The 23,376-nt window shown below is 72.6% G+C and carries 20 protein-coding genes and 1 pseudogene; 16 read left to right on the top strand and 5 right to left on the bottom strand.

All coding sequences use genetic code 11. The features are described 5' to 3' along the window. Nucleotides 1–41 precede the first annotated feature (41 nt). The 7 genes from J0911_RS15490 (at nt 42) to J0911_RS15460 (ending at nt 6,703) form a co-directional block, all read left to right on the top strand. A complete protein-coding gene (locus J0911_RS15490) occupies nt 42–857 on the top strand; it encodes a TspO-related membrane protein (protein ID WP_207276370.1) in 816 nt (271 codons plus the stop codon). Next, nucleotides 854–2,242 carry a cryptochrome/photolyase family protein gene (locus J0911_RS15485; protein WP_207276369.1) on the top strand — a complete coding sequence of 463 codons (1,389 nt, stop codon included), beginning with the start codon at nt 854–856 and terminating at the stop codon, nt 2,240–2,242. The genes J0911_RS15490 and J0911_RS15485 overlap by 4 nt, the downstream gene beginning before the upstream one ends. Before the next feature lie 346 nt (nt 2,243–2,588). Continuing rightward, a complete protein-coding gene (gene gap / locus J0911_RS15480; protein WP_207276368.1) occupies nt 2,589–3,593 on the top strand; it encodes a type I glyceraldehyde-3-phosphate dehydrogenase in 1,005 nt (334 codons plus the stop codon). Nucleotides 3,594–3,789: 196 nt separating this feature from the next. Further along, on the top strand, nt 3,790–4,998 hold the full coding sequence (locus J0911_RS15475) for a phosphoglycerate kinase (protein ID WP_207276367.1): 1,209 nt from the start codon (nt 3,790–3,792) through the stop codon (nt 4,996–4,998). Nucleotides 4,999–5,048: 50 nt separating this feature from the next. After that, the gene (gene tpiA, locus J0911_RS15470) at nt 5,049–5,843 is read left to right on the top strand and encodes a triose-phosphate isomerase (RefSeq protein WP_207276366.1); all 795 of its coding nucleotides are present in this window, start codon (nt 5,049–5,051) and stop codon (nt 5,841–5,843) included. A 197-nt stretch (nt 5,844–6,040) separates the two neighbouring features. Then, nucleotides 6,041–6,283 carry a preprotein translocase subunit SecG gene (gene secG / locus J0911_RS15465; RefSeq protein WP_207276365.1) on the top strand — a complete coding sequence of 81 codons (243 nt, stop codon included), beginning with the start codon at nt 6,041–6,043 and terminating at the stop codon, nt 6,281–6,283. 60 nt (nt 6,284–6,343) lie between these two features. Next, nucleotides 6,344–6,703: an RNA polymerase-binding protein RbpA gene (locus J0911_RS15460; protein ID WP_207276364.1), complete on the top strand. Its 360-nt coding sequence runs from the start codon at nt 6,344–6,346 to the stop codon at nt 6,701–6,703. Nucleotides 6,704–6,903: 200 nt separating this feature from the next. Here J0911_RS15460 and pgl read toward each other — a convergent pair whose 3' ends face one another. The 5 genes from pgl to tkt all read right to left on the bottom strand — a co-directional run bounded on the left by pgl (nt 6,904) and on the right by tkt (nt 13,832). Continuing rightward, the gene (pgl, locus tag J0911_RS15455; RefSeq protein ID WP_207276363.1) at nt 6,904–7,782 is read right to left on the bottom strand and encodes a 6-phosphogluconolactonase; all 879 of its coding nucleotides are present in this window, start codon (nt 7,780–7,782) and stop codon (nt 6,904–6,906) included. After that, nucleotides 7,779–8,705, bottom strand: coding sequence for a glucose-6-phosphate dehydrogenase assembly protein OpcA (locus tag J0911_RS15450; RefSeq protein WP_207276362.1), 927 nt, complete (start codon nt 8,703–8,705; stop codon nt 7,779–7,781). Before J0911_RS15450 ends, pgl begins: the two co-directional genes overlap by 4 nt. Before the next feature lie 88 nt (nt 8,706–8,793). Further along, a complete protein-coding gene (gene zwf, locus J0911_RS15445) occupies nt 8,794–10,350 on the bottom strand; it encodes a glucose-6-phosphate dehydrogenase (protein WP_207276361.1) in 1,557 nt (518 codons plus the stop codon). Nucleotides 10,351–10,563: 213 nt separating this feature from the next. Further along, nucleotides 10,564–11,673 carry a transaldolase gene (gene tal / locus J0911_RS15440; RefSeq protein ID WP_207276360.1) on the bottom strand — a complete coding sequence of 370 codons (1,110 nt, stop codon included), beginning with the start codon at nt 11,671–11,673 and terminating at the stop codon, nt 10,564–10,566. A gap of 50 nt (nt 11,674–11,723) precedes the next feature. After that, nucleotides 11,724–13,832: a transketolase gene (gene tkt / locus J0911_RS15435; RefSeq protein WP_207276359.1), complete on the bottom strand. Its 2,109-nt coding sequence runs from the start codon at nt 13,830–13,832 to the stop codon at nt 11,724–11,726. A 299-nt stretch (nt 13,833–14,131) separates the two neighbouring features. On the opposite strand from tkt, the gene J0911_RS15430 reads away from it, so the two are divergent. The 9 genes and pseudogenes from J0911_RS15430 to der all read left to right on the top strand — a co-directional run bounded on the left by J0911_RS15430 (nt 14,132) and on the right by der (nt 23,373). Beyond that, nucleotides 14,132–15,160, top strand: coding sequence for a heme o synthase (locus J0911_RS15430; protein ID WP_307865112.1), 1,029 nt, complete (start codon nt 14,132–14,134; stop codon nt 15,158–15,160). 114 nt (nt 15,161–15,274) lie between these two features. Further along, the gene (locus J0911_RS15425; protein ID WP_207276358.1) at nt 15,275–16,144 is read left to right on the top strand and encodes an HpcH/HpaI aldolase/citrate lyase family protein; all 870 of its coding nucleotides are present in this window, start codon (nt 15,275–15,277) and stop codon (nt 16,142–16,144) included. A 60-nt stretch (nt 16,145–16,204) separates the two neighbouring features. After that, nucleotides 16,205–17,146 (top strand): site-specific tyrosine recombinase XerD, encoded by a 942-nt coding sequence (xerD, locus tag J0911_RS15420; RefSeq protein ID WP_307865111.1) that lies wholly within the window; start codon nt 16,205–16,207, stop codon nt 17,144–17,146. Between the two features lie 236 nt (nt 17,147–17,382). Beyond that, nucleotides 17,383–18,198: a ParA family protein gene (locus J0911_RS15415; protein WP_242636860.1), complete on the top strand. Its 816-nt coding sequence runs from the start codon at nt 17,383–17,385 to the stop codon at nt 18,196–18,198. Continuing rightward, a complete protein-coding gene (locus J0911_RS15410) occupies nt 18,182–19,234 on the top strand; it encodes a segregation and condensation protein A (RefSeq protein WP_307865110.1) in 1,053 nt (350 codons plus the stop codon). The genes J0911_RS15415 and J0911_RS15410 overlap by 17 nt, the downstream gene beginning before the upstream one ends. Next, nucleotides 19,235–19,918, top strand: a complete 684-nt coding sequence (gene scpB / locus J0911_RS15405) for an SMC-Scp complex subunit ScpB (RefSeq protein WP_372434885.1) — start codon at nt 19,235–19,237, stop codon at nt 19,916–19,918. It begins immediately after the preceding gene. An 89-nt stretch (nt 19,919–20,007) separates the two neighbouring features. Beyond that, on the top strand, nt 20,008–20,904 hold the full coding sequence (locus tag J0911_RS15400) for a pseudouridine synthase (protein ID WP_207276357.1): 897 nt from the start codon (nt 20,008–20,010) through the stop codon (nt 20,902–20,904). A gap of 115 nt (nt 20,905–21,019) precedes the next feature. After that, nucleotides 21,020–21,712 (top strand): annotated as a pseudogene (gene cmk, locus J0911_RS15395) ((d)CMP kinase); the annotation flags it as partial. 125 nt (nt 21,713–21,837) lie between these two features. Continuing rightward, on the top strand, nt 21,838–23,373 hold the full coding sequence (gene der, locus J0911_RS15390; protein WP_207276355.1) for a ribosome biogenesis GTPase Der: 1,536 nt from the start codon (nt 21,838–21,840) through the stop codon (nt 23,371–23,373). Nucleotides 23,374–23,376: the final 3 nt, after the last annotated feature.

Here is a 23,376-nt window from a genome sequence, read left to right as displayed (position 1 = left end):
TGGGCGCCGACGAGCCGGTTCCGACGTTCCTGGAGGCATGCATGACGCACAGCAGATCCGCAGACCTGGTCGTCCCGCGCATCGTGGTCACGGTCAGCCTCGTGATCTGCGTGACGGGTTCGATGATCGGCGTCGGCCTGTTCGGCGGGACGCCGATCGCCTCGGCGGCGGGAGGTGCTCTCGCACCGGACGCGACACCGCTCGCACCCGCGTCGACGGCGTTCTCGGTCTGGACCGTCATCTATCTCGGTCTCGCCGGGTTCACGGTGCTGCAGTGGTTCCCCGCACCGGCACCCGCGGCCGAGGCCCGCAGGCGGCGCCTCCGGTTGCCGGTCGCCGGCACCATGGTGCTCAACGCGGCATGGATCCTCGTGGTGCAGGCGGGCCGGCTCTGGCTCAGCGTTCTGGTCATCGCGGCACTGCTCGCCCTGCTCGGCCGCGTCTTCATGATCCTGGTGCGGTCCCGGCCGAACGGGCCGGTGGAACGCGTCCTCGTGGACGGCGTGCTCGGGGTCTATCTCGGCTGGGTGTGCGTGGCCACGGCCGCCAACGTCGCGGCCGCGCTCGCGGCGTCCGGGTTCCACGGGGCGGGCATCGGGCCCGACTGGTGGGCCGTGGCCGTCCTGGCGGTGGTGGGTGCGATCGGCGTGGTCCTGGCCGTGCGGAGCGGAGGGCGGATCGCCGTGGCGGCGGCCATCGCCTGGGGCCTGGTCTGGATCGCGGTGGCACGCTGGGACGGCGCGCCGCAGTCCGTGCCGGCGGCCGTTGCGGCCGCGGTCGCCGGGGCGGCCGTGCTCGGAGCGGTGTGGTGGGCGGGTGCGGGCCGTGGCGCCGGCCGGGGGAGCGTCGCGTCATGACCGGGTCCACGGCTCTCGTGTGGTTCCGCCGCGACCTGCGGGTCGCCGACCAGCCCACGTTTCTCGCCGCGGGCCGGGGAAGGCGCGCCCTGGCGTTGTTCGTGCTCGACCCGCGCCTCGTCCGGCCGGCGGGGGAGGCGCGCCGGTGGTTCCTGTCCGGCTGCCTGCGGGCGCTCGACGAGAGCCTGCGCGGGAGGCTGCTCGTCGTCGAGGGCGACCCCGTCGAGGTCGTCCCACGGGTCGCCCGCGAGGCCGGCGCCGTCCAGGTGCACGTCGCAGCCGACTTCGGGCCCTACGGCCAGGCGCGGGACCAGGCCGTCGAGCGGGCACTGGGCGAGGACGGCCGCCTGCTGGTCCGGACCGGGTCCCCGTACGCGGTGGCGCCGGGCCGGGTCCGGTCCGCCGACGGGGGCCGCTACCGTGTCTTCACCCCGTTCCGGCGGGCCTGGGCCGATCACGGGTGGAGGCCCCCGGCCGACACGGACGCCGGCTTCCTCGACTGGATCGACCCCGCGACCCTGGCGGTCGCCGCCACGCCGATCCCGCCGGAGCCGCCCGTCACCGCCGAACTGCCCGATCCCGGCGAGGCGGCCGCGCACCGCCGATGGGAGGTGTTCCGGCGGGACGCACTCGAGGACTACGCGGACGGGCGGGACCGCCCGGACCGGCCCGGGACCTCGAAGCTGTCGCCCTACCTGAAGTTCGGCTGCGTGCACCCGCGGACGCTCCTGGCCGACCTGGCGGGCAGCACCGGCGACGGCGCGGATGCGTTCCGCGCCGAGCTGGCATGGCGCGACTTCTACGCCGACGTCCTCGACCAGCGGCCCGACTCCGCCCGCCGCAACTACGACCGCTCCTTCGACGCCCTGGCCACCGACAGCGGCCCGGAGGCGGACCGGTTGTTCGCCGCCTGGCGGGAGGGGCGCACCGGCTTCCCGGTCGTCGACGCCGGGATGCGGCAGCTGCTCGCCGAGGGCTGGATGCACAACCGCGTGCGGATGATCACGGCGTCGTTCCTGGTGAAAGATCTTCACCTGCCCTGGTGGTGGGGGGCGCGGCACTTCATGCGTGCGCTGGTCGACGGCGATCTCGCCGCCAACCAGCACGGGTGGCAGTGGGTGGCCGGCAGCGGCACGGACGCCGCCCCCTACTTCCGGGTGTTCAACCCGGTGCTGCAGGGGGAGCGGTTCGACCCGGACGGCGACTACGTGCGGACGTACGTGCCGGAACTCGCGGGCATCGCCGGGAAGGCCGTGCACCAGCCCTGGAAGCTCCCCGGGGGACCGCCCGACGGCTATCCCGCGCCCGTCGTCGACCACCGGCACGAACGCGTGGTGGCGCTGGACCGCTACGAGGCGGTCCGTGCGGCTCGCCGGCGCTCGTGAGGCCCGGTCAGACCGGCGAGCGCTTTCCCCCGGGACGGTCGCCGGTCCGCACGGCCCGATCTGTGAGATCCGACAAAACAGCGCGTCTCAGCTAGTCCGCCTCGGGTCACGCGCGTCCCCTCATCGGGTATAGGCTCGGTCGCGTCAGGTGACGACGGTGTGACCTCCACGTTTCGGGTCAGGTCACCACCTGCCCTCGCGGAGGGCGCCGCCGAGCAAGCGGCATCGCGCCGACCACTGGACAACGGCACCGCCCGCCAGGCCGCACCCAGGCAGGGCGCGGTGGAGCCCGCAAGGAATTCGAACCGTGTGCGTCGGGAACGCCGGCGCGCCTGAGGAGGGCATCGTGACCATCCGCGTCGGCATCAACGGCTTCGGCCGCATCGGACGTAACTTCTACCGCGCGCTCATCGCGTCGGGGGCGGACATCGAGGTCGTCGGCGTCAACGACCTGACCGACAACAAGACTCTCGCCCACCTGCTCAAGTACGACACCGTGCTCGGCAAGTTCCCGCTGGGCGTCGACCACGACGACGAGAACATCATCGTCGACGGCAAGCCGATCAAGGCGATGGCCGAGCGCGACCCGGCCAACCTCCCCTGGGGCGAGCTGGGCGCTGACATCGTCATCGAGTCCACCGGCTTCTTCACGGACGCCACGAAGGCCAAGGCGCACATCGACGGCGGCGCGAAGAAGGTCATCATCTCGGCCCCGGCCAAGAACGAGGACGCCACGTTCGTCATGGGCGTCAACAACGAGCAGTACGACCCGGCGTCGCACCACATCATCTCGAACGCGTCGTGCACGACGAACTGCCTCGCCCCGCTGGCGAAGGCCCTGAACGACTCGATCGGCATCGAGCGTGGCCTCATGACCACGATCCACGCCTACACCGGTGACCAGAACCTGCAGGACGGCCCGCACAAGGACCTGCGCCGCGCCCGTGCCGCCGCGCAGAACCTGGTGCCGACCTCGACCGGCGCGGCCAAGGCCGTGTCGCTCGTGCTGCCGGAGCTCAAGGGCAAGCTGGACGGTTACGCGGTGCGCGTGCCGATCATCACCGGCTCGGCCACGGACCTCACCTTCACCGCCTCCAAGGAGGTCACGGTGGACGAGGTCAACGCCGCCGTGAAGGCCGCCGCCGAGGGCACGCTCAAGGGCGTCCTGTCCTACGTCGAGGACGACATCGTCTCCAGCGACATCGTCACGGACCCGCACCAGAGCATCTTCGACGCGAAGCTCACGAAGGTGATCGGCGACCAGGTCAAGGTCGTGTCCTGGTACGACAACGAGTGGGGCTACAGCAACAGCCTCGTCGCCCTGACGACGTTCGTCGGCGAGAAGCTCTGACGCGTTCCTGACCCCGGGCGGCCGCAGCGCGGGCCGGCGGCGGGCTTCGCCGGGACCGTCACGGTCCCGGCCGGCCCCGCCGCCGTCCGTGCCGGCCCCGGGGTCGCGTTCTGTCCGCCGAGACAGCCGGGCGGCCGAACCCCGCACCCGCGCCGCCGACGAGCACACCCGCACTGCCAGAAGGGCTCTGAGCACCATGAAGACCATCGACTCCCTGGGCGACCTGCGCGGCAAGCGCGTGCTCGTCCGCTCCGACTTCAACGTCCCCCTCGCCCAGGGTGACGGCGCGCCCGTCATCACCGACGACGGCCGCATCCGCGCCGCGCTGCCCACGCTGCGGCGCCTGGCCGACGCCGGCGCCCGCGTCGTCGTGACCGCCCACCTCGGCCGGCCCAAGGGCGAGCCGAGGCCCGAGTTCTCCCTCGCGCCGGTCGCCGCCCGTCTGGGCGAGCTGCTCGGCGCCGACGTGGCGCTGGCCGACGACGTCACCGGCCCGTCCGCGCAGAAGGTCGTCGGCGACCTCGCCGACGGGCAGGTCGCCCTCCTGGAGAACGTCCGCTTCGACGCGCGCGAGACCTCCAAGGACGACGCCGAGCGCGAGGCGCTCGCCGGCGAGCTCGCCGCGCTCGCGGACGCGTTCGTGTCCGACGGCTTCGGCGTCGTGCACCGCAAGCAGGCGTCCGTGTACGACGTCGCGCGGATCCTCCCGGCCGCCGCGGGCGAGCTGGTGCTCAAGGAGGTCGAGTCGCTGTCCCGCGCGACCGGCGACCCCGAGCGCCCGTACGCCGTCGTGCTCGGCGGCTCGAAGGTGAGCGACAAGCTCGGCGTGATCGCGAACCTGCTCACGAAGGCGGACCGCCTGCTCATCGGCGGCGGCATGGTGTTCACGTTCCTCGCGGCCAAGGGGCTGGAGGTCGGTACCTCGCTGCTGGAGAAGGACCAGATCGACACCGTCAAGGGGTACCTGGCCACCGCCGAGGAGAACGGGGTGGAGATCGTGCTGCCGTCCGACGTCGTCGTCGCGGACTCCTTCGACGCCCCGTCTCCGGCCGGCGTCGTGCCGGCGGATGCCATCCCGGCGGACAAGATCGGCCTGGACATCGGTCCGGCGTCGGGCGAGCTGTTCGCCGCGAAGCTGGCCGACACCCGGACCATCGCCTGGAACGGTCCCATGGGCGTGTTCGAGCGTGCCGACTACGCCGCCGGGACCCGGACCGTCGCGCAGGGCATCGTGGACGCGACCGCGAACGGGGCGTTCTCGATCGTGGGCGGCGGCGACTCCGCCGCGGCCGTGCGCGTGCTCGGCTTCGACGAGGCGGGCTTCAGCCACATCTCCACGGGCGGTGGCGCGAGCCTCGAGCTGCTCGAGGGCAAGGAGCTCCCGGGCCTCACGGTGCTGGCCTGACGCAGCCGGCCCGACGTGCCGGCCTGACCGAACAACGCAGAAGAGGAACCATGGCAGAGAACCGCACGCCGCTCATGGCGGGCAACTGGAAGATGAACCTGGACCACCAGCAGGCGATCAGCACGGTCCAGAAGCTGGCCTGGACGCTGAAGGACGCCAAGCACGACTACGCCGCGGTCGAGGTCGCGGTGCTCCCGCCGTTCACCGACCTGCGCTCGGTGCAGACGCTGGTCGACGCCGACAAGCTCGACATCCGCTACGGCGGACAGGACCTGTCGCAGCACGAGTCGGGCGCGTTCACGGGTGAGGTCTCCGGCCCGATGCTGGCCAAGCTGGGCTGCACGTACGTCGCGGTGGGCCACTCCGAGCGCCGTGAGCACCACAACGAGTCCGACGAGCTGGTCGCCGCGAAGGTGGTCGCCGCACTGAAGAACGGTCTCTCGCCGATCCTGTGCGTGGGGGAGGGGCTGCACGTCCGCAAGGCCGGCGAGCAGGTTCCCTTCACGCTCGCGCAGGTCGACGCCGCGCTGAACGGGCTCTCGGCCGAGGAGGTCGCGAAGGTCGTCGTCGCGTACGAGCCGGTCTGGGCGATCGGCACGGGCGAGGTCGCCACGCCGCAGGACGCGCAGGAGGTCTGCGGCGCGATCCGCGCCCGGATCGCCGAGCTGTACGACGCCGAGCTCGCGGGCGCCGTGCGCGTCCTGTACGGCGGCTCCGTGAAGTCGGGCAACGTCGCGCAGATCATGGCGCAGCCCGATGTCGACGGTGCCCTGGTCGGGGGCGCCAGCCTCGACCCCGAGGAGTTCGGCAGGATCGTGCGCTACCAGTCGCACGTGACCGTGTGAGGACGCGCACCGACACTCCACAGTCGCTCGCGCGGCGGCACGCCGCCGTGTGAGAGACTCGAACCCGGTGGACAACCCCCAGTTCAGGGCTCCTGACCTGGGGGTTCGTTCTCCGGGGTATCCCTCGCTTACCCTTGATCCCGATCCGCCGCCGGAGTGATCTCCGGCACACCGACCGATGAGGACGTGAAGTTTTCGTGGACGTGCTCCGCATCATCCTGCAGGTTCTGCTGGTGCTCACCAGTGCCTTCCTGACCATGCTCGTCCTGCTCCACAAGGGCAAGGGTGGCGGTCTCTCCGACATGTTCGGCGGCGGTATCTCCATGGGCGCCGGGTCCTCCGGCGTCGCCGAGCGGAACCTGAACCGCATCACCGTCGCCTTCGCGCTCGTGTGGACCGTGGTCATCGTGCTGCTCGGCCTGGTTCAGAAGGTCAGCTGACCCGAGCGCTTCCGACGCGCGGGCGGTCGGCCACCCAACCTCACGGAGGGGACGAGGAACGTGGCATCTGGCGGGCATGCGATCAGGGGTAGCCGGGTAGGCGCCGGCCCCATGGGCGAGACCGAGCGGGGCGAGGCTGCCCCGCGCGTGAAGGTCTCCTACTGGTGTGCGAACGGACACGAGACGGCACCGAGCTTCTCCGTCGGTGAGGACGTGGAGGCCCCGGTGCACTGGGACTGCCCGCAGTGCGGGTACCCGGCGGGGATGGACCCGGCGAACCCGCCGTCACCGGTGCGCAACGAGCCGTACAAGACGCACCTGGCCTACGTGAAGGAACGTCGTTCGGAGGAGGACGGCGCGGCGCTTCTCGCCGAGGCCCTGGAGGCGCTCCACACCCGCCGCGGCAGCATCGCCAGCTGACGGGCGGTCACACCGGAGGGCCGCAGACCGACAGCGGTCCGCCGCCGCGTACCCGTCGGCATCGTCCGGCCGGGTACGCGGCGGGCGGCGGACCAGCCCGGCCGAGGTACGGCGCGAACCGCTGAGCGCCTCCCGCGCGCAACGGTCCGGTACCTGTCAGCGGCTCGCCCCGTGCCCGTCAGCGGCTCGCCGCGTACCTGTCAGCGGCTCGCCGCCGCGGCGTCCAGGAGCCAGAGGGTGCGGCCCCGGCCGACGGCCCCGGCCGCCGGAACGTCCGTCACCGCGGCGGGGACGCCGTCCGTCGTCGTACCGAGGGCCGCGGCAGCCCGGTCCGCCTTCTCCGCTCCCGCTGCGACGACCCAGACCTCACGTGCCGCCCGGATGGCGTCGAACGTCAGGGACACGCGCTCCGGCGGAGGTTTCGGCGACCCGTGCACGCCGACCGTCACCCCCGTGGCACCCAGCCCTTCGTGTCCCGGGAACAGGGACGCGACATGCCCGTCGGGGCCCATGCCCAGGAGGAGCACGTCGAACGCCGGCACCGCCGGGCCCGCGGGCTCCTGCGCACCGGCGTCGCGGCCCGGCTCCGATGCCGCCGGAGCCGGCACGCCCCGGTCCACGGCGAACCGTGCCAGTTCCGCGGCGTAGGCCTCGGCGCCCTCCTCGGGGGAACCGACGGAGGACGGGCCCGGCATCGCGTGCACGTTCTCGGCGGGCAGGCCGTGCCCGGCGATCAGCGCGTCGACGAGCGCCTCGCGGGCCTGGGTCTCGTTGCGGTCCGGATCGCCGTCGGGCAGGAACCGCTCGTCGCCCCACCACAGGTGCACGCCGCTCCAGTCCACGGCCGCGACGAGCGGTGAGGCGGCGGCGCGGGCCAGCGTGCGGATGCCCACGGTGCCCCCCGTGAGCACCACGTGCACGGGGGACCGCACCGACTGGACGTCGAGGATGCGGGTGAGCAGGCGTGCGGCCGCGGCCTCGGCCAGCACGCCGGGGTCGGGATGGACGACGACGAGCCGCTCGCCCGCCGCGCCGCCCCCGGGCCCGGGCGCCGGTGCCGTTCCCGGCGCGCCGCTCATGCCGCGCCCTCCACCTCGACCAGGGGCAGGCCCTTGGCCAGCGTCTGCTCGTACACCTCGTCGGGGTCGAGGCGGCGCAGCTCCTCGATGAGAGCTTCGTTGAGCTTGCGGATCGGCAGGGAGATCCGTCGTTCCGGCTTGCCCGGCTGGGTGATCGTGACGACGCGGCCGTCGGGCCGGTCGAGCACGATGTCGCCGTCCTTGCGCTGCAGGACCACCCGCGTGATGGCCTCGGCGCCGTCGACCGGCACGACCGTGGCGGTCGCGCCGAGCCGGTCACCGAGCCATGCCGCCAGCAGGTGCAGCGACGTGTGCCGCACCTCGCCCTCGACGCGCACGCCGTGCACGGACTCGAAGGGGGGCTGCTCGACGGCGGCCGCGATGAGCGCCCGCCACAGCGTCACGCGAGCCCAGGCGAGGTCCGTGTCGCCCGGCCGCGAGACGGCGGGCAGGGCGTGCAGCATCGCGATCGGGTCCTCGACGGCCGTGGTGTCCGTGATCCGCCGGTGCGCCATGGCACCGACCGGGTCGGCGGAGGGTTCCGCCGGCGCCTCACGCGGCCACCAGGCCACGATGGGAGCGTCGGGCAGCAGCAGCGGCATCACGAGGGTGTCGCGGCGCTCCAGCAGCGGGCCGGACGCCCGCAGCACCACGACCTCGGACGCGCCGGCGTCCCCGCCGACACGGATCTGGGCGTCCAGGCGAGCCTCGCCGTCACCGGTCGGCGCCACCACGATGACCCGGCACGGGTGCTCGCGGCTGGCGTCGTTCGTCGTGGCGACCGCCTCCTCGACGTCCCGCTCGTCGGCGAGGACCACGAGCGTGAGCACGCGTCCCAGAGCGACCGCACCGCCCTCGTCGCGCAACCGGACCAGCCGCCGGTTGACGTCGTTGGCGGTGGTGTCGGGCATGTCGATAATCATGTTCCGCCCTTCGAGGTGGTTCCTTCGCGCTCCGGCGTCGTCATCGTTCCCGCCCTTCGCGGGTGGTGCCGCCGCGTTCGGCCGACCATCACGGCCGCCTCCAGGCCCGGCCGTCGCGGGCCAGCATCTCGTCCGCCGACGGCGGTCCCCACGTCCCGGACGCGTACTGGTCCGGCCGGCCCTGCTTCGCCCAGTACGCCGTGATCGGGTCGAGCACCTTCCAGGAGAGCTCGACCTCCTCGTGCGTGGGGAACAGCGGCGGGTCGCCCAGCAGCACGTCGAGGATGAGGCGCTCGTACGCCTCGGGCGAGGACTCCGTGAACGAGTGCCCGTACCCGAAGTCCATCGTGACGTCGCGGACCTGCATCGCCGTGCCCGGGACCTTGGCGCCGAACCGCATCGTCACCCCCTCGTCCGGCTGTACGCGGATGACCAGGGCGTTGTTCCCGAGCTCGGACGTGAGCGACGACTCGAACGGCAGGTGCGGTGCCTTCTTGAACACCACGGCGACCTCGGTGACGCGCCGGCCCAGCCGCTTGCCGCTGCGCAGGTAGAACGGGACGCCGGCCCAGCGGCGGTTGTCCACGTCCACCTTGATCGCGGCGTACGTCTCGGTGGTGGAGTCCGGTGCGATGCCGTCCTCCTGGAGGAAGCCGTTGACCTGCTCGCCGCCCTGCCACGCCGGCCCGTACTGCCCGCGCGCGGTGTGCCTGCCCAGCGACTTCGGCAGGCGCAGCGACGACAGCACCTTGATCTTCTCGGCACGCAGCTCGGCGGCGTCGAACGTGACCGGCTCCTCCATCGCGACGAGCGCGAGCAGCTGCAGCAGATGGTTCTGGATGACGTCGCGGGCCGCGCCGATCCCGTCGTAGTAGCCCGCACGGCCCCCGATGCCGATGTCCTCGGCCATGGTGATCTGCACGTGGTCGACGTAGTTCGCGTTCCAGATCGGCTCGAACATCTGGTTGGCGAACCGCAGCGCCAGGATGTTCTGGACGGTCTCCTTGCCCAGGTAGTGGTCGATGCGGAACACCGAGTCCGGGGAGAAGACCTCGGAGACGACGGCATCCAGCTCGCGGGCGCTCGCCAGGTCGTGGCCGAACGGCTTCTCGATGACGACGCGCCGCCAGGCCTCGCCGTCGGACAGGTCCGTGTCCGGGGCGGACAGCCCGTGCTTCGCGAGCTGCCGGCACACGAGCGGGAACGCGCTCGGCGGCACCGAGAGGTAGAAGGCGTGGTTCCCTCCGGTGCCCCGTTCGGCGTCCAGTGTCTCGACGGTCTGGCGCAGGCGGCGGAACGCGTCGTCGTCGTCGAACGAGCCCTCGACGAACCGGATGCCCTCCGCGAGCTGGCGCCAGGTGGCCTCGCGGAAGGGCGTGCGCGCGTGCTCCTTGACCGCGTCGTGCACGATCTGGGCGAAATCCTGGTCCGACCACTCGCGGCGGGCGAAGCCCGTCAGCGCGAAACCGGGCGGCAGTAGGCCGCGGTTGGCCAGGTCGTACACCGCGGGCATGAGCTTCTTGCGCGACAGGTCGCCCGTGACGCCGAAGATGACCAGGCCGCAGGGCCCCGCGATGCGGGGCAGGCGCAGATCCAGGGGGTCACGAAGCGGGTTCTGTTCGGCACTGATCCTTGCTGGTCGCAACGACGTCCTCCGAGATAGTGCGGGTATGTCGCGACGTCGGCCCACGGCCGCTGCCGCCCGGCGCCCGCCACGCGTGCCGCGGGCGCCGGTACGCGGCGGGGCGAGGCCCGCCGCCTCCTTCGTCAGCCTGCCGCGTTGCCGCGCGGGCTTCGTGGTGCTCCGCTCCGGCCGCGTGCCCCCTTCGCCGGCCCGCGACCTTCGCTGCGCCCTGCCTCAGCTCGCATCGTCGAGGCCGGTCCGGGTGGTGGCCAGCAGCTCGTTCCAGCTCTTCTCGAACTTCACCACACCCTCGTCCTCCAGGAGCTGGGTGACCTCGGCCATGGAGATGCCGTGCGCCTCGATCGCGGCGATCGTGGCCGCCGCGGTCCCGGCGGTCCCGGTGACCGTGTCGGCCAGCACGATGCCGTGGTCGGCGAACGCGTCGAGCGTCTTCTCCGGCATCGTGTTGACCACGCCGTCGACGACGAGCTCGTCCACGTACATGGTGTCGCGGTAGTCCGGGTTCTTCACGCCGGTGGACGCCCACAGCGGGCGCTGCGGGTGAGCTCCCGCGGCGGCGAGCGCGGACCAGCGCTCACTCGCGAACACCTCCTCGTACGCGGCGTACGCGAGGCGGGCGTTCGCGATGGCGGCCTGTCCGCGCAGGGCCAGGGCCTCCTCGGAGCCGACGGCGTCGAGGCGCTTGTCGACCTCCGAGTCCACGCGGGAGACGAAGAAGGACGCCACGGAGCCGATGGGCGCCAGGTCGTGCCCGTTCGCCCTCGCCGCCTCCAGACCCGCCAGGAAGGCGTCCATGACGGCCCGGTACCGCTCGATGGAGAAGATCAGCGTCACGTTCACGCTGATCCCCTCGGCGAGCACGGCGGTGATGGCGGGCAGTCCCTCGAGCGTGGCGGGGATCTTGATCATGACGTTCGGCCGGTCGACCGTCGCCCAGAGCCGCTTCGCGACGGTGATCGTCGCCTCGGTGTCGCGTGCGAGACGAGGGTCCACCTCGATGGACACGCGCCCGTCCACCGTGCCCGAGCGGTCGTACACGCCACGCAGCACGTCGGCCGCGGCGCGGACGTCGTCGGTGGTGATCCGCTCCACGGCGGTCTCGACGTCGCTCCCGGCCAGTTCGGCGAGGGCGGCGTCGTACGCGTCACCCTGGGCCAGGGCGGCGGCGAAGATGGTGGGGTTCGTGGTGACACCCACGACATCCCGTGCCTCGACCAGCTCCGCGAGATTGCCCGTCCTCAGCCGTTCCCGCGACAGGTCGTCGAGCCAGATGGCCACACCCGCCTCGGACAGCCGCTTGGTGGGGTTCGCCTGCTCACTCATGCCGTGCTCCTCTCTCGTATGTGCGCTCGGGTGCCCGGCGACCGGGCGCCTCAGGCCCCGGCCGCGGCGATCGAGTCCTTCGCGGCCTGCGCCACGGCCTCGGCCGTGATGCCGTACTCCGTGAAGAGCGTCTTGTAGTCCGCCGAGGCGCCGTAGTGCTCCAGCGAGACGCTGCGGCCGGCGTCGCCCACGAGCTCGCGCCAGCCCTGCGCGACACCGGCCTCGACCGACACGCGCGCCCGGACGCCGGCCGGGAGCACCTGCTCGCGGTACGACTCGTCCTGCCTGGCGAACCACTCCACCGACGGCATCGACACGACGCGGGCCCGCACGCCGTCCGCGGCGAGGGTCTCGCGGGCCTGCACGGCGAGCTGCACCTCGGAGCCGGTACCGATGAGGATCACGTCGGGCGTGCCCTCGGTGTCCAGCAGGGTGTAGCCGCCCCGCAGGGTGCCCTCGGCGCCTGCGAAGCCGTCGGCGCCGCGCGGGAACGTCGGCACGTTCTGACGGGTGAGCACGATGCCGGCCGGGTTCTGCCTGTTCTCGAGGATCCCGCGCCACGCCCAGGCGGTCTCGTTGGCGTCGGCCGGCCGCACGACGTCGAGGTTCGGGATGGCGCGCAGGGCCGCCAGGTGCTCGACGGGCTGGTGCGTGGGGCCGTCCTCGCCGAGGCCGATCGAGTCGTGCGTCCACACGAACGTCGTCGGGATCTCCATCAGGGCCGAGAGCCGCACCGCCGCCCGCATGTAGTCCGCGAACTGCAGGAACGTGCCGCCGTAGGGGCGGGTCAGGCCGTGCAGCACGATGCCGTTGAGGATCGCGCCCATGCCGTGCTCGCGGATGCCGAAGTGCAGCGTGCGCCCGTAGGGGGTGCCCGGGAACTTCTTCGTCGCGTGCTCGGCCGGGACGAACGACGGTTCGCCGTCCATCGTCGTGTTGTTCGAGCCCGCGAGGTCGGCGGAACCGCCCCACAGCTCCGGCAGCACGTCCTTGAGAGCGGTGAGCACCTTGCCGGACGCGGCGCGGGTGGCCATGCCCTTGTCCGTGTCGGCCGCGAACTCCGGCAGCGCGTCGGTCCAGCCCTCGGGGAGCTCGTGCCTCGTGAGGCGGTCCAGCAGCGCGGCGCGCTCGGGGTTCTCCGTACGCCAGGACGCGTAGGCCTCCTCCCACGCGGTGCGCTCCGCCGCCTGGCGGTCCGCGACGGCGCGGGTGTACGCCAGGACGTCGTCGTCGATGTGGAACGAGGCCTCCGGGTCGAGACCGAGCTCACGCTTCAGGCCCGCCAGCTCCTCGCCACCGAGCTTCGAGCCGTGGATCCCGCCGGTGTTCTGCTTGCCGGGGGACGGCCAGCCGATGATGGTGCGCAGCGCGATGATCGACGGCTTGCCGGTCTCCGCCTTGGCGGCCTCGATCGCGGCCGCGAGGCCCTCGACGTCCTCGGCGTACCCGGTGCCGCCCGACGTCCAGTCCACCCTCTGCGTGTGCCAGCCGTACGCGGCGTAGCGGGCCAGGACGTCCTCGGTGAACGCGATGTCGGTGTTGTCCTCGATCGAGATCCGGTTGTCGTCCCAGATCAGCACGAGGTTGCCGAGCTGCTGGTGCCCCGCGAGCGACGACGCCTCGCTGGTGACGCCCTCCTGGAGGTCGCCGTCGGACGCGATGACATACACGTGGTGGTCGAACGGGGACGTGCCGGGCGCGGCGTCCGGGTCGAGCAGCCCCCGCTCGCGGCGGGCGGCGAACGCCATGCCCACGGCCGACGCCAGCCCCTGGCCCAGCGGGCCGGTCGTGATCTCGACACCCGCGGTGTGGCGGTACTCGGGGTGGCCCGGCGTCTTGGAGCCCCACGTGCGCAGCGCGGCGAGGTCCTCCATCTCCAGGCCGTAGCCCGCGAGAAAGAGCTGGAGATAGATCGTCAGGGAGGAATGCCCGGCGCTCAGCACGAACCGGTCACGGCCCACCCACTCCGGGTCGGCCGGGTCGTGGCGCATCGCCTTCTGGAACAGGAGGTAGGCGGCGGGAGCCAGGGAGATCGCGGTGCCGGGGTGCCCGTTGCCGACCTTCTCCACGGCATCGGCCGCGAGCGCCTTGATCGACGTCACCGCGCGCTGGTCGAGCTCGGACCAGTCGAGCGGGGACAGGGTGGGGTCGAACGTCATCTCGAATCCTCTTCTCACCGCCGGCGCAGGCAGCCGCGCGGGTCGTACGTGCGGCGGCGGCTTCGGGCGGCCGCCGTGGATACCGAACTCACCCTATAACCGCACCCAGACACTCGCGTCGAGCTGTCCGCTCCGTGTACGCCCGCCTGCCGTGCGGGCTCCGGCGGGCGGGCGGAACGAGCCGTGGCGGCTCGTCGCGAACGTCACATTCGTGCCTCCCTCGCGAGGAGGCGACCGGTCGGGTGGGCGGCGTACCATGGGCAGGCCTTGTCCGCACCGCCGAACGGAACGTCCATCTCGTGAGCACAGCATCGCCGTCGTCCATGGACAGTGCGTCTGCCGCCACGGCCGGGACACCGGCGCCGGGGCCCGTCCCGGCGGTCGAGGAGTCCGGCGACGTGCGGGAGGGGCTCGCCAACTACGACCGGCGCGCGGGCGGCCGGGTCCGGCGGCGGGTGGGCGCGTACGTCGCGCTGACCAAACCCCGCGTGATCGAGCTGCTGCTGGTCACGACCGTTCCCACCATGATCCTTGCGGAGCGCGGCTGGCCCTCGGTCGGCCTGATGCTGGCCACGCTGGTCGGCGGGGCGCTCGCGGCGGGGAGCGCGAACGCGTTCAACATGTATCTCGACCGGGACATCGACAAGCTGATGAACCGGACCAGGCGGCGGCCGCTCGCGACGGGTGAGATCTCGCCGCGCGCGGGCCTGGTCTTCTCGTGGGTCCTGTGCGGCGTGTCCCTGGCCTGGTTCGCGCTGGTGGTCAATCTGGCGGCGATGTGGCTGACGGCCGCGGCGATCGCGATCTACGTGGTCGGCTACACGATGATCCTCAAGCGGCGCACGCCGCAGAACATCGTGTGGGGCGGCATCGCGGGCTGCATGCCCGTGTTCATCGGCTGGGCGTCGGTGACCGGCGGCCTGAGCTGGTCGGCGCTCGCGCTGTTCGGTGTCATCTTCTTCTGGACGCCGCCGCACTACTGGCCGCTGTCGATCAAGTTCAAGCGGGACTACGCGGCGGCCGACGTGCCGATGCTGCCCGTGGTGTCGGACGATCGCCGGGTCGCGGCCGAGATGGTCGGCTACGCCCTCGCGATGATCGCCTGCTCGCTCGTGCTGGTGCCGCTGGCGGGCATGACCTGGGTCTACACCGCTGTGGCAGGGGGGCTGGGAGCCTGGTTCCTGGCGTCCACGATCCTGATGCTGCGCCGGGCGAAGCAGGGCGCCACGGGCAAGCGGCTCGGGGCGATGAAGGTGTTCCACGCGTCGATCACCTATCTGTCGGTACTGTTCCTCGCGGTCGCGGTGGACGTCTTCCTGCCGTTCTGAGGTGCGCTGCCGGTCCGCCGCGGAGGAGCCGGCCGACAACCCGCAGGGTGAAGTCTTGTCGCCGACGGCGTCCGTGCGCCCGAGGTCGTCGGGCATAGCATCGACCCTGTGACCGTGACCGACTCCACAGACCTCACCGCCCGCCGTGCCGCCCGCGAGAAGACCCGCGTCGCACCCGACTACGCGCGTTCGTGGCTGCTTCTCTCGGCGATGCGGACCGACGCGTTCGACGACGCCCAGCTCTCCCGTGCCGACCAGATCCTGCTGGACTGTGAGGACGCCATCGACGACAGCCTGAAGGACGAGGCGCGCACCCGCGTCATCGAGTGGCTGCGCGGCGGCGGTACCGGCTGGGTGCGGATCAACGACCGCACGTCACCCGCCTGGGCGGACGACGTCGCCCAGCTCCGTGACGTGCAGGGGCTCGCGGGTGTCATGCTCGCCAAGACGGAGTCGGCCGACGACGTCATCGACACCGCCCAGCGCCTCGGCGGAGAGGTCCCCGTGATCCCGCTCGTGGAGTCCGCCCTCGGTATCGAGGAGGCCGTGAACATCGCCCGTGCGCGTGGCACGTTCCGGTTGGCGTTCGGTTCGGGCGACTACCGGCGCGACACGGGTGCCGCGAACGAGCCGATCGCCATGGCGTACCCGCGTACCCGCCTCGTGCTGGCCAGCCGGATCGGTGGACTGCCCGGGCCGGTGGACGGCCCGACCGTCGGCTCGGCGCACGCCCTGCTGCGCGAGCAGTCCGCCGACGCCGTCGTGCTCGGCATGACGGGCAAGCTCTGCCTCGACCTCGAGCAGCCCGCCGTGATCAACGAGTGCTTCAGCCCGTCGCCGGCCGACGTCGCCTGGGCGGTCGACTTCCTCGCCGAGTTCGAGGCCGCAGGCGGGGTCATCCGTGACGGTTCCGACAAGCCTCGCCTCGCCCGGGCCCAGGTCATCCGCAGTCGTGCGGAGCTGTTCAACATCAACCCGTCGTGATCGGCTCACCTCACGGCGCGCCGTGGTGGCCGGCGCGGTGGACGGAGGCATGATGAGCGCGTGCCAAGCCTGACGGAGGTCGGCGGTTCGCTCGGCGACTCGCTCCGCGACTACCTCGCCCACCTGCGGGTCGAGCGGGGCCTGTCCGCCAACACCGTCGCCGCCTATGCCCGCGACCTGGCGCGTTACGCCGCTCATCTGAACGCGCTCGGCCGCACCCGGATCGGGGAGATCACGGAGGAGGACGTGCTGGCCCACGTCGAGGCGATCCGCCGGGGGACCGACGGCGGGGCCGCGCTGTCGGCGTCGTCCACGGCGCGGGCGCTGGCCGCCGTGCGCGGCTGGCACCGGTTCGCGCACGCCGAAGGCCTGGCCGGCGGCGACCCGACGACGCAGGTGCACGCGCCCACGCGGATGCGCCGCCTGCCGCACGCCCTGAGCGTGGACGACGTGGCACGCCTGCTCGACGCCGCCGGCGTCGGTGACGGGCCGGCCCCGCTGCGCGACCGCGCGCTCCTGGAGCTGCTGTACGCGACGGGCGGGCGGATCTCGGAGATCGTCGGCCTGGACGTGGACGACGTCGGTGAGGCACCCGTGGTGCGCCTGCGCGGCAAGGGCGACAAGGAGCGCGTGGTGCCCGTGGGGTCGTACGCGCGCGACGCGCTCGAGGCCTACCTGGTGCGGGCCCGGCCCGAGCTGGCGTCGGCGGCCCGCCAGCGCGGCACGCCCGCCCTGTTCCTCAACACGCGCGGCGCACGGATGTCGCGGCAGTCGGCCTGGGCGGCTCTCCAGGCCGCGGCCACCCGCGCCGGGCTGAACGGGGTGTCCCCGCACACGCTGCGGCACTCGTTCGCGACGCACCTGCTGGCCGGCGGAGCCGACGTGCGAGTGGTGCAGGAACTCCTCGGCCACGCGTCGGTGACCACCACGCAGATCTACACCATGGTCACCCCGGACGCCCTCCGCGAGGTCTACGCGGCCGCCCACCCGCGCGCCCGCTGAACGGTGACGCCTCCACCGCACCGCCCGAGCGCCGGCTCCGGAGGAACGGCGGGGAATCTCGGCCACGCCGGGGTTTCGGCGAGTTCCGGGCATGAGGCTGGTATAGCGTGACGGGCGTGAGCGAGGCACCCAGCACGGAGGGAGCGGGCGAGATGACGGACACGCTGGTCGACGTCGGCCCGACGCCCGGTGAGCAGCCGGGGCCGGACGTCCCCCGGGACGTGGTGGGCCGGGTGATGCCGGACCTTCCGGAGCCGCCCCCGCTGACCAGCCACGGACCCGCCCGGATCATCGCGATGTGCAACCAGAAGGGCGGCGTCGGCAAGACGACCACGACGATCAACCTGGGCGCCTGCCTCGCGGAGCACGGCCGCAAGGTGCTGCTGGTGGACTTCGACCCGCAGGGGGCGGCGTCGGTGGGCATCGGCGTCAACCCGCACGAGCTCGACATCACCATCTACAACGTGCTCATGGAGCGCGGCGTACGCGTCGAGGACGCCCTGATCGAGTCGGGCATCGAAGGGCTCGACGTGCTTCCGGCGAACATCGACCTGTCCGCGGCCGAGGTCCAGCTCGTGGGCGAGGTCGCGCGCGAGTCGGTCCTGTCGCGGGCACTGCGCCCGATCGTCGACGACTACGACGTCATCCTCATCGACTGCCAGCCCTCCCTGGGGTTGCTCACGGTCAACGCGCTGACCGCCGCCCACGGTGTGCTCATCCCGCTGGAGTGCGAGTTCTTCGCGCTGCGCGGCGTCGCGCTGCTGGTCGAGACCATCGAGAAGGTGCGCGACCGGCTGAACCCGGCCCTGGAGATCGACGGTATCCTTCCCACCATGTACGACTCGCGCACCCTCCACTCCCGAGAGGTCGTGGCCCGGGTGCACGAGGCCTTCGGCGACACGCTGCTGCACTCCGTGATCGGGCGCACCGTCAAGTTCCCGGACGCCACCGTGGCCGCCGAGCCGATCACCGCCTACGCGCCCGGTCACCCCGGCGCGTCCGCCTACCGCCAGCTCGCCCGGGAGCTCGTGGCCCGTGGCCACGCCGCCTGAGGTCCTGGAGGCACCGGGCGACATCCTGTCCGACGGCGGTCCGGCCTCCAGCGACGACGCCGTACCCGGGGCGGCCGGTGCGCAGGACGCCGGCCCGGCGCCGAAACGCACCGCCGGCGGCTTCGAGGTCCACCTCGACAACTTCACCGGCCCGTTCGACCTGCTGCTGAGCCTCATCACCAAGCGCGAGATGGACGTCACCGAGGTGGCGCTCGCGGCGGTCACCGACGAGTTCGTGGCACACATCCGCGCCGCGGAGGAGGCGGCGCGCGAGGCCGCCGACCGCGGGGACGACCACCCCTCGTGGGACCTGGGGGTGGCATCGGAGTTCCTCGTCGTGGCGGCCACGCTGCTCGACATCAAGGCCGCCCGGCTCCTTCCCGGCGTGATCGAGGAGGACCTCGAGGACCTGGAGCTGCTGGAGGCCCGCGACCTGCTGTTCGCCCGGCTGCTGCAGTACCGCGCCTACAAGGAGATCTCCGCCCTGCTCGCCGAGCGGATGGCGACGGCGGGGCGCCGCGTGCCGCGGCTGGCGCCCTTGGAACCCCACCTCACGGCGCTGCTGCCGGAACTGGTGTGGACCGTGGACGGGCCGGGCCTCGCCACCCTGGCCGCGAAGGCGCTGCAGCCGAAGCCGCCGCCCGAGGTGTCGCTGACCCACCTGCACGCACCCGCGGTCAGCGTGCGCGAGGAGGCGGGCACGATCGTGCGACGGCTGCGGGCCGAGCACGTCGTGACGTTCCGCGCGCTCACCGCGGGCGTGGAGCGCATGGTGGTCGTGGCGCGGTTCCTCGCCCTGCTGGAGCTGTTCCGGGACAGGCTGGTCAGTTTCGAGCAGGTGACGTCGCTCGGTGAGCTGACCGTCCGGTGGGCGGCGGGCCCGGGCGACGGCGCGAAGTATCTCGACCCCGATGCCGGCCCCAGCGAATTCGACGAGGACGACCCGCCACCGGACACCCCGGGTCCGTCCGGCGGTGACGCACCGGTCGAGCCGGAGGGCCCGGTCCCGGCAGCCGTGCCGGAGGAGGAGAAGTAAGTGACCGAGACACAGCACACGGACGTGGCCCCGGCCGGTCCCGGCACGGACGGGGACGGCTGGCCCGCCCCGGTGGGTCACGGGCCCGCCGCCGACGCCCAGGACGAGCTGCCGCTCGTCGACGTCGAGGACCTCCCCGGCGGCGCGCGCGCCGCGTTGGAGGCCGTGCTCATGGTCGCGGACGCTCCCGTGCCGGAGGAGCGGCTCGCCGCGGCGCTGGGCATGCCCGCGGGCGAGGTGCGCGATCTCCTGGAGGAGATCTCCGACGAGTACCGCGGCGAACTCGGGGGACGACCCCGCGGGTTCGAGCTGCGACGCGGCGCCGAGGGCTGGCGGATCTACTCCTCGACCGCGCACGGCGACGTCGTGGGCCGGTTCGTGCTGGACGGGCAGACCGCCAAGCTGAGCCAGGCCGCACTCGAGACGCTCGCCGTGATCGCCTACCGGCAGCCCGTCACACGCGGCCAGGTCAGCGCCGTGCGCGGGGTGAACGTCGACGGCGTCGTGCGGACGCTGCTCACCCGCGGGCTCATCGCCGAGATCGAGCAGGACCCGGCCACGGGTGCGGTCCTGTTCGGAACTACGGGATACTTCCTGGAGCGGATGGGCTACGACTCGCTCGACGAACTGCCGCCGCTCGCCCCGCACCTTCCCGACCTGGAGACGCTCGAAGGACTGGACTGAGCGACACCACGGGAGTGCCGGCCGGGCACCACCGCCGAACAGAGACCGGTCAGCAGGAGCGGTCACCGAGCACGGACACCGAAGGAACGATGAACCAGCACAGCCGCGGCGGGAGCCGCCGCAACAACGAGAACCGTGCCGCAGCCAACCGCGCCGGCCAGGGCCGTGGCCAGGGCCGCCGGCCCGGTGGCCAGGACCGGCCCCGCCCCGGTCGCCGTCGGCCCGCGAGCGCCGAGCCGCCACGTGACGTGCACGTCGCCGACGGCGTCCGGCTGCAGAAGGTGCTCGCGCAGGCGGGCTTCGGCTCCCGGCGCGCGTGCGAGGAGCTGATCGAGCGCGGCCACGTGGAGGTGGACGGCGTGCTCGTGACCGAACTCGGTGTGCGTGTGGACCCCGCCGCGGCCGTGATCCACGTCGACGGGCTGCGTGTGCAGCTCGACCAGAACAAGGTGACGCTCGCGCTGCACAAGCCGCACGGCGTCGTGTCCACGATGCACGACCCGCAGGGCCGCCCGACGGTCGCCGAGCTGGTGAAGAACCGTGAGGAGCGCCTGTTCCACGTCGGCCGCCTGGACGCCGACAGCGAGGGCCTGCTGCTGCTGACGAACGACGGCGAGCTGGCGAACCGATTGTCCCACCCCCGGTACGAGATCCCGAAGACCTATGTCGTGACGGTCGAGGGCGGTCCGGTCTACCCGCGGATCGTCAAGGACCTGACACGGGGCGTCGAACTCGACGACGGAGTGGCGCGCATGGACTCGGTCAAGGTGCTGCAGGAGGTCACGGATGCGACGCTGCTCGAGGTGGTGCTGCACGAGGGGCGCAACCGGATCGTGCGGCGGATGCTCGACGCGGTCGAGCGGCCCGTCACGCGGTTGGTGCGCACCAGGATCGGCCCGATCCGGCTCGGTGACCTGAAGCCGGGGCGGACACGGGTGCTGGGGCGGGTCGAACTGGGGCAGCTCATGTCCGACGTGGAGATGTGACCGACGACGACCGCCCCGCCGGGCACGCGGACCGTCCGGTGGCGATCCGGCAGACTGAACGGCAGACCCCTGCCGCATCGGCAGACCGAACGAGGAGTACACCCCAGTGAACGTTGTGAGCACCCCCGTCGTCATCGCGATCGACGGGCCTTCCGGTTCGGGAAAGTCCAGCGTCTCGAAGGCCGTCGCGGCCCGCCTCGGCCTGGCCTACCTGGACACCGGCGCCATGTACCGGGCGGCGACGGTGTGGTGCGCACGACGCGGGACGGACCTGTCCGACCTCGCGGCGGTGGCCGCCGACGTGGCGTCGATGCCGCTCGAGATGGGGCTGGACCCGCGCGCGCCCGGCGTCACCCTGGACGGACACGACGTCGCCGACGAGATCCGGACCACGACGGTGTCCGAGGCGGTCTCCCGGGTCGCGACGAACCTCGACGTCCGGGCCGAGCTGAAGCGCCGCCAGCGGGCGGCGATCGACGCGGAACGCGCCGGCGGCTTCTCGCACGGGCGCGGGATCCTCGCCGAGGGCCGCGACATCACCACCGTGGTGGCGCCCGACGCGGACGTCCGCATCCTGCTCACCGCGAGCGAGGAGGCCCGGCTGCGGCGTCGCGCGCTCGACGTGCACGGCGCCGCGGACGCCTCGGCCGTGGAGGCGACGAGGGACCAGGTCCTGCGACGTGACCGGGACGACTCCACGGTCTCGCAGTTCGTGGTCGCCGCGGACGGCGTGGTCACCCTGGACTCCTCCGAGCTGGACCTGGAGCAGACCGTGGAGGCCGTGCTGGCGGTCGTCACCGAGGCCACGGGCCTGCGGCCTCCGCAGCCGCCGGGACCGGCCCCCGCGGACGCCCCCGCGCCGCGTCCCCGGGTGCTCACCGCCCCCGGGGACCAACGGCCCGGAAACGACTCGATCCCTGAGAGAATGAGCGAATGACCGACGACCTGCGCCTGGCCGAACACCCGCACGAGGCCGGCGAGCCCGACGACGCGGCACCCGTCGCCGTCCCCGGGCCTGGCGACCTCACCGAGACCGAGGACGACGTCGCGCGGGAGCGCGCGCTGCGAGCCGGGCTCGAGGAGTTCGAGCTCGACGAGGACGACGCGGCCCTCCTCGACGCCGAATGGGCCGACGAGGAGCCCGAACCGGAGGAGATCCTCCCGGTGCTGGCGGTGGTGGGGCGGCCCAACGTCGGCAAGTCGACGCTGGTCAACCGCATCCTGGGGCGCCGTGAGGCGGTCGTCGAGGACCAGCCGGGGGTGACCCGGGACCGCGTGTCGTACCCGGCGGAGTGGGCCGGGCGCCGGTTCACGCTCGTGGACACGGGTGGCTGGGAGGTCGACGTCGCGGGGATCGAGTCGAAGGTGGCCTCCCAGGCGGAGGTCGCGGTCTCCCTCGCCGACGCCGTCATGTTCGTGGTCGACGCCCAGGTGGGCGCGACCTCGACGGACGAGCGCGTGGTCGAGATGCTGCGCAGGTCCGGCAAGCCGGTGGTGCTGTGCGCCAACAAGGTGGACGGCGCGGCGGGCGAGGCGGACGCCGCGGCCCTGTGGTCCCTCGGTCTCGGCGAGCCGTACCCGGTCTCCGGCCTGCACGGCCGCGGCACCGGTGATCTCCTCGACGCCGCCATGGCCGCCCTGCCCGAGGTGTCGGAGCACGGCGAGGCGCGACCGGTCGGTCCACGCCGGGTGGCGCTCGTCGGACGGCCGAACGTGGGCAAGTCGTCGCTGCTGAACAAGATCGCGCGCGAGGACCGCGTCGTGGTGCACGACGTCGCCGGCACCACGCGTGACCCCGTCGACGAACTCGTCGAGATCAAGGGCGTGCCCTACTGGTTCGTCGACACGGCCGGCATCCGGCGGCGGCAGCACCTGACCAAGGGCGCGGACTTCTACGCCGGCCTGCGTACCCAGGCCGCCATCGACAAGGCGGAGGTCGCGGTCGTACTCCTGGACGCGTCCGAGCCGCTGACCGAGCAGGACCAGCGCATCCTGTCCCAGGTGGTGGACGCCGGACGGGCCCTCGTCCTGGCGTACAACAAGTGGGACCTCATGGACGAGGACCGCAGGCCCTACCTCGAGCGGGAGATCGAGAAGGACCTCGGGCAGGTGGCATGGGCGCCGCGCGTCAACGTGTCCGCCCACACCGGCTGGCACACGGAGAAGCTGGTCCCGGCCCTGGAGCAGGCGCTCGCGAGCTGGGACACGCGCATCCCGACCGGCCGCCTGAACGCGTTCCTCGGCGAGCTGGTCGCGGCCCACCCGCACCCCCTCCGGGGCGGGAAGCAGCCGCGCATCCTGTTCGCGACACAGGCCTCGACGCGCCCGCCGCGGTTCGTCATCTTCGCCACGGGCTTCGTGGAGGCGCAGTACCGGCGGTTCATCGAGCGCCGCCTGCGGGAGACCTTCGGTTTCGAGGGCAGCCCCATCAGCATCTCGGTCCGTGTCCGGGAGAAGCGTCGTCGCTGACCC

Source organism: Myceligenerans salitolerans (assembly GCF_017349295.1).
GTDB classification, from domain to species: Bacteria; Actinomycetota; Actinomycetes; order Actinomycetales; family Cellulomonadaceae; genus Myceligenerans; species Myceligenerans salitolerans.
The sequence above is the reverse complement of the archived record's forward strand: the minus strand, read 5'-3'. Positions and strand labels throughout refer to the sequence as shown.

Bases quoted from the DNA above. Each gene is read 5' to 3' on its own strand.
- J0911_RS15490 (WP_207276370.1), top strand. From the start codon at position 42: ATGACGCACAGCAGATCCGCAGACCTGGTCGTCCCGCGCATCGTGGTC.
- J0911_RS15485 (WP_207276369.1), top strand. From the start codon at position 854: ATGACCGGGTCCACGGCTCTCGTGTGGTTCCGCCGCGACCTGCGGGTC.
- J0911_RS15475 (WP_207276367.1), top strand. From the start codon at position 3,790: ATGAAGACCATCGACTCCCTGGGCGACCTGCGCGGCAAGCGCGTGCTC.
- tpiA (WP_207276366.1), top strand. From the start codon at position 5,049: ATGGCAGAGAACCGCACGCCGCTCATGGCGGGCAACTGGAAGATGAAC.
- pgl (WP_207276363.1), bottom strand. From the start codon at position 7,782: ATGAGCGGCGCGCCGGGAACGGCACCGGCGCCCGGGCCCGGGGGCGGC.
- J0911_RS15450 (WP_207276362.1), bottom strand. From the start codon at position 8,705: ATGATTATCGACATGCCCGACACCACCGCCAACGACGTCAACCGGCGG.
- tal (WP_207276360.1), bottom strand. From the start codon at position 11,673: ATGAGTGAGCAGGCGAACCCCACCAAGCGGCTGTCCGAGGCGGGTGTG.
- tkt (WP_207276359.1), bottom strand. From the start codon at position 13,832: ATGACGTTCGACCCCACCCTGTCCCCGCTCGACTGGTCCGAGCTCGAC.
- J0911_RS15415 (WP_242636860.1), top strand. From the start codon at position 17,383: ATGCCGGACCTTCCGGAGCCGCCCCCGCTGACCAGCCACGGACCCGCC.
- J0911_RS15400 (WP_207276357.1), top strand. From the start codon at position 20,008: ATGAACCAGCACAGCCGCGGCGGGAGCCGCCGCAACAACGAGAACCGT.
- der (WP_207276355.1), top strand. From the start codon at position 21,838: ATGACCGACGACCTGCGCCTGGCCGAACACCCGCACGAGGCCGGCGAG.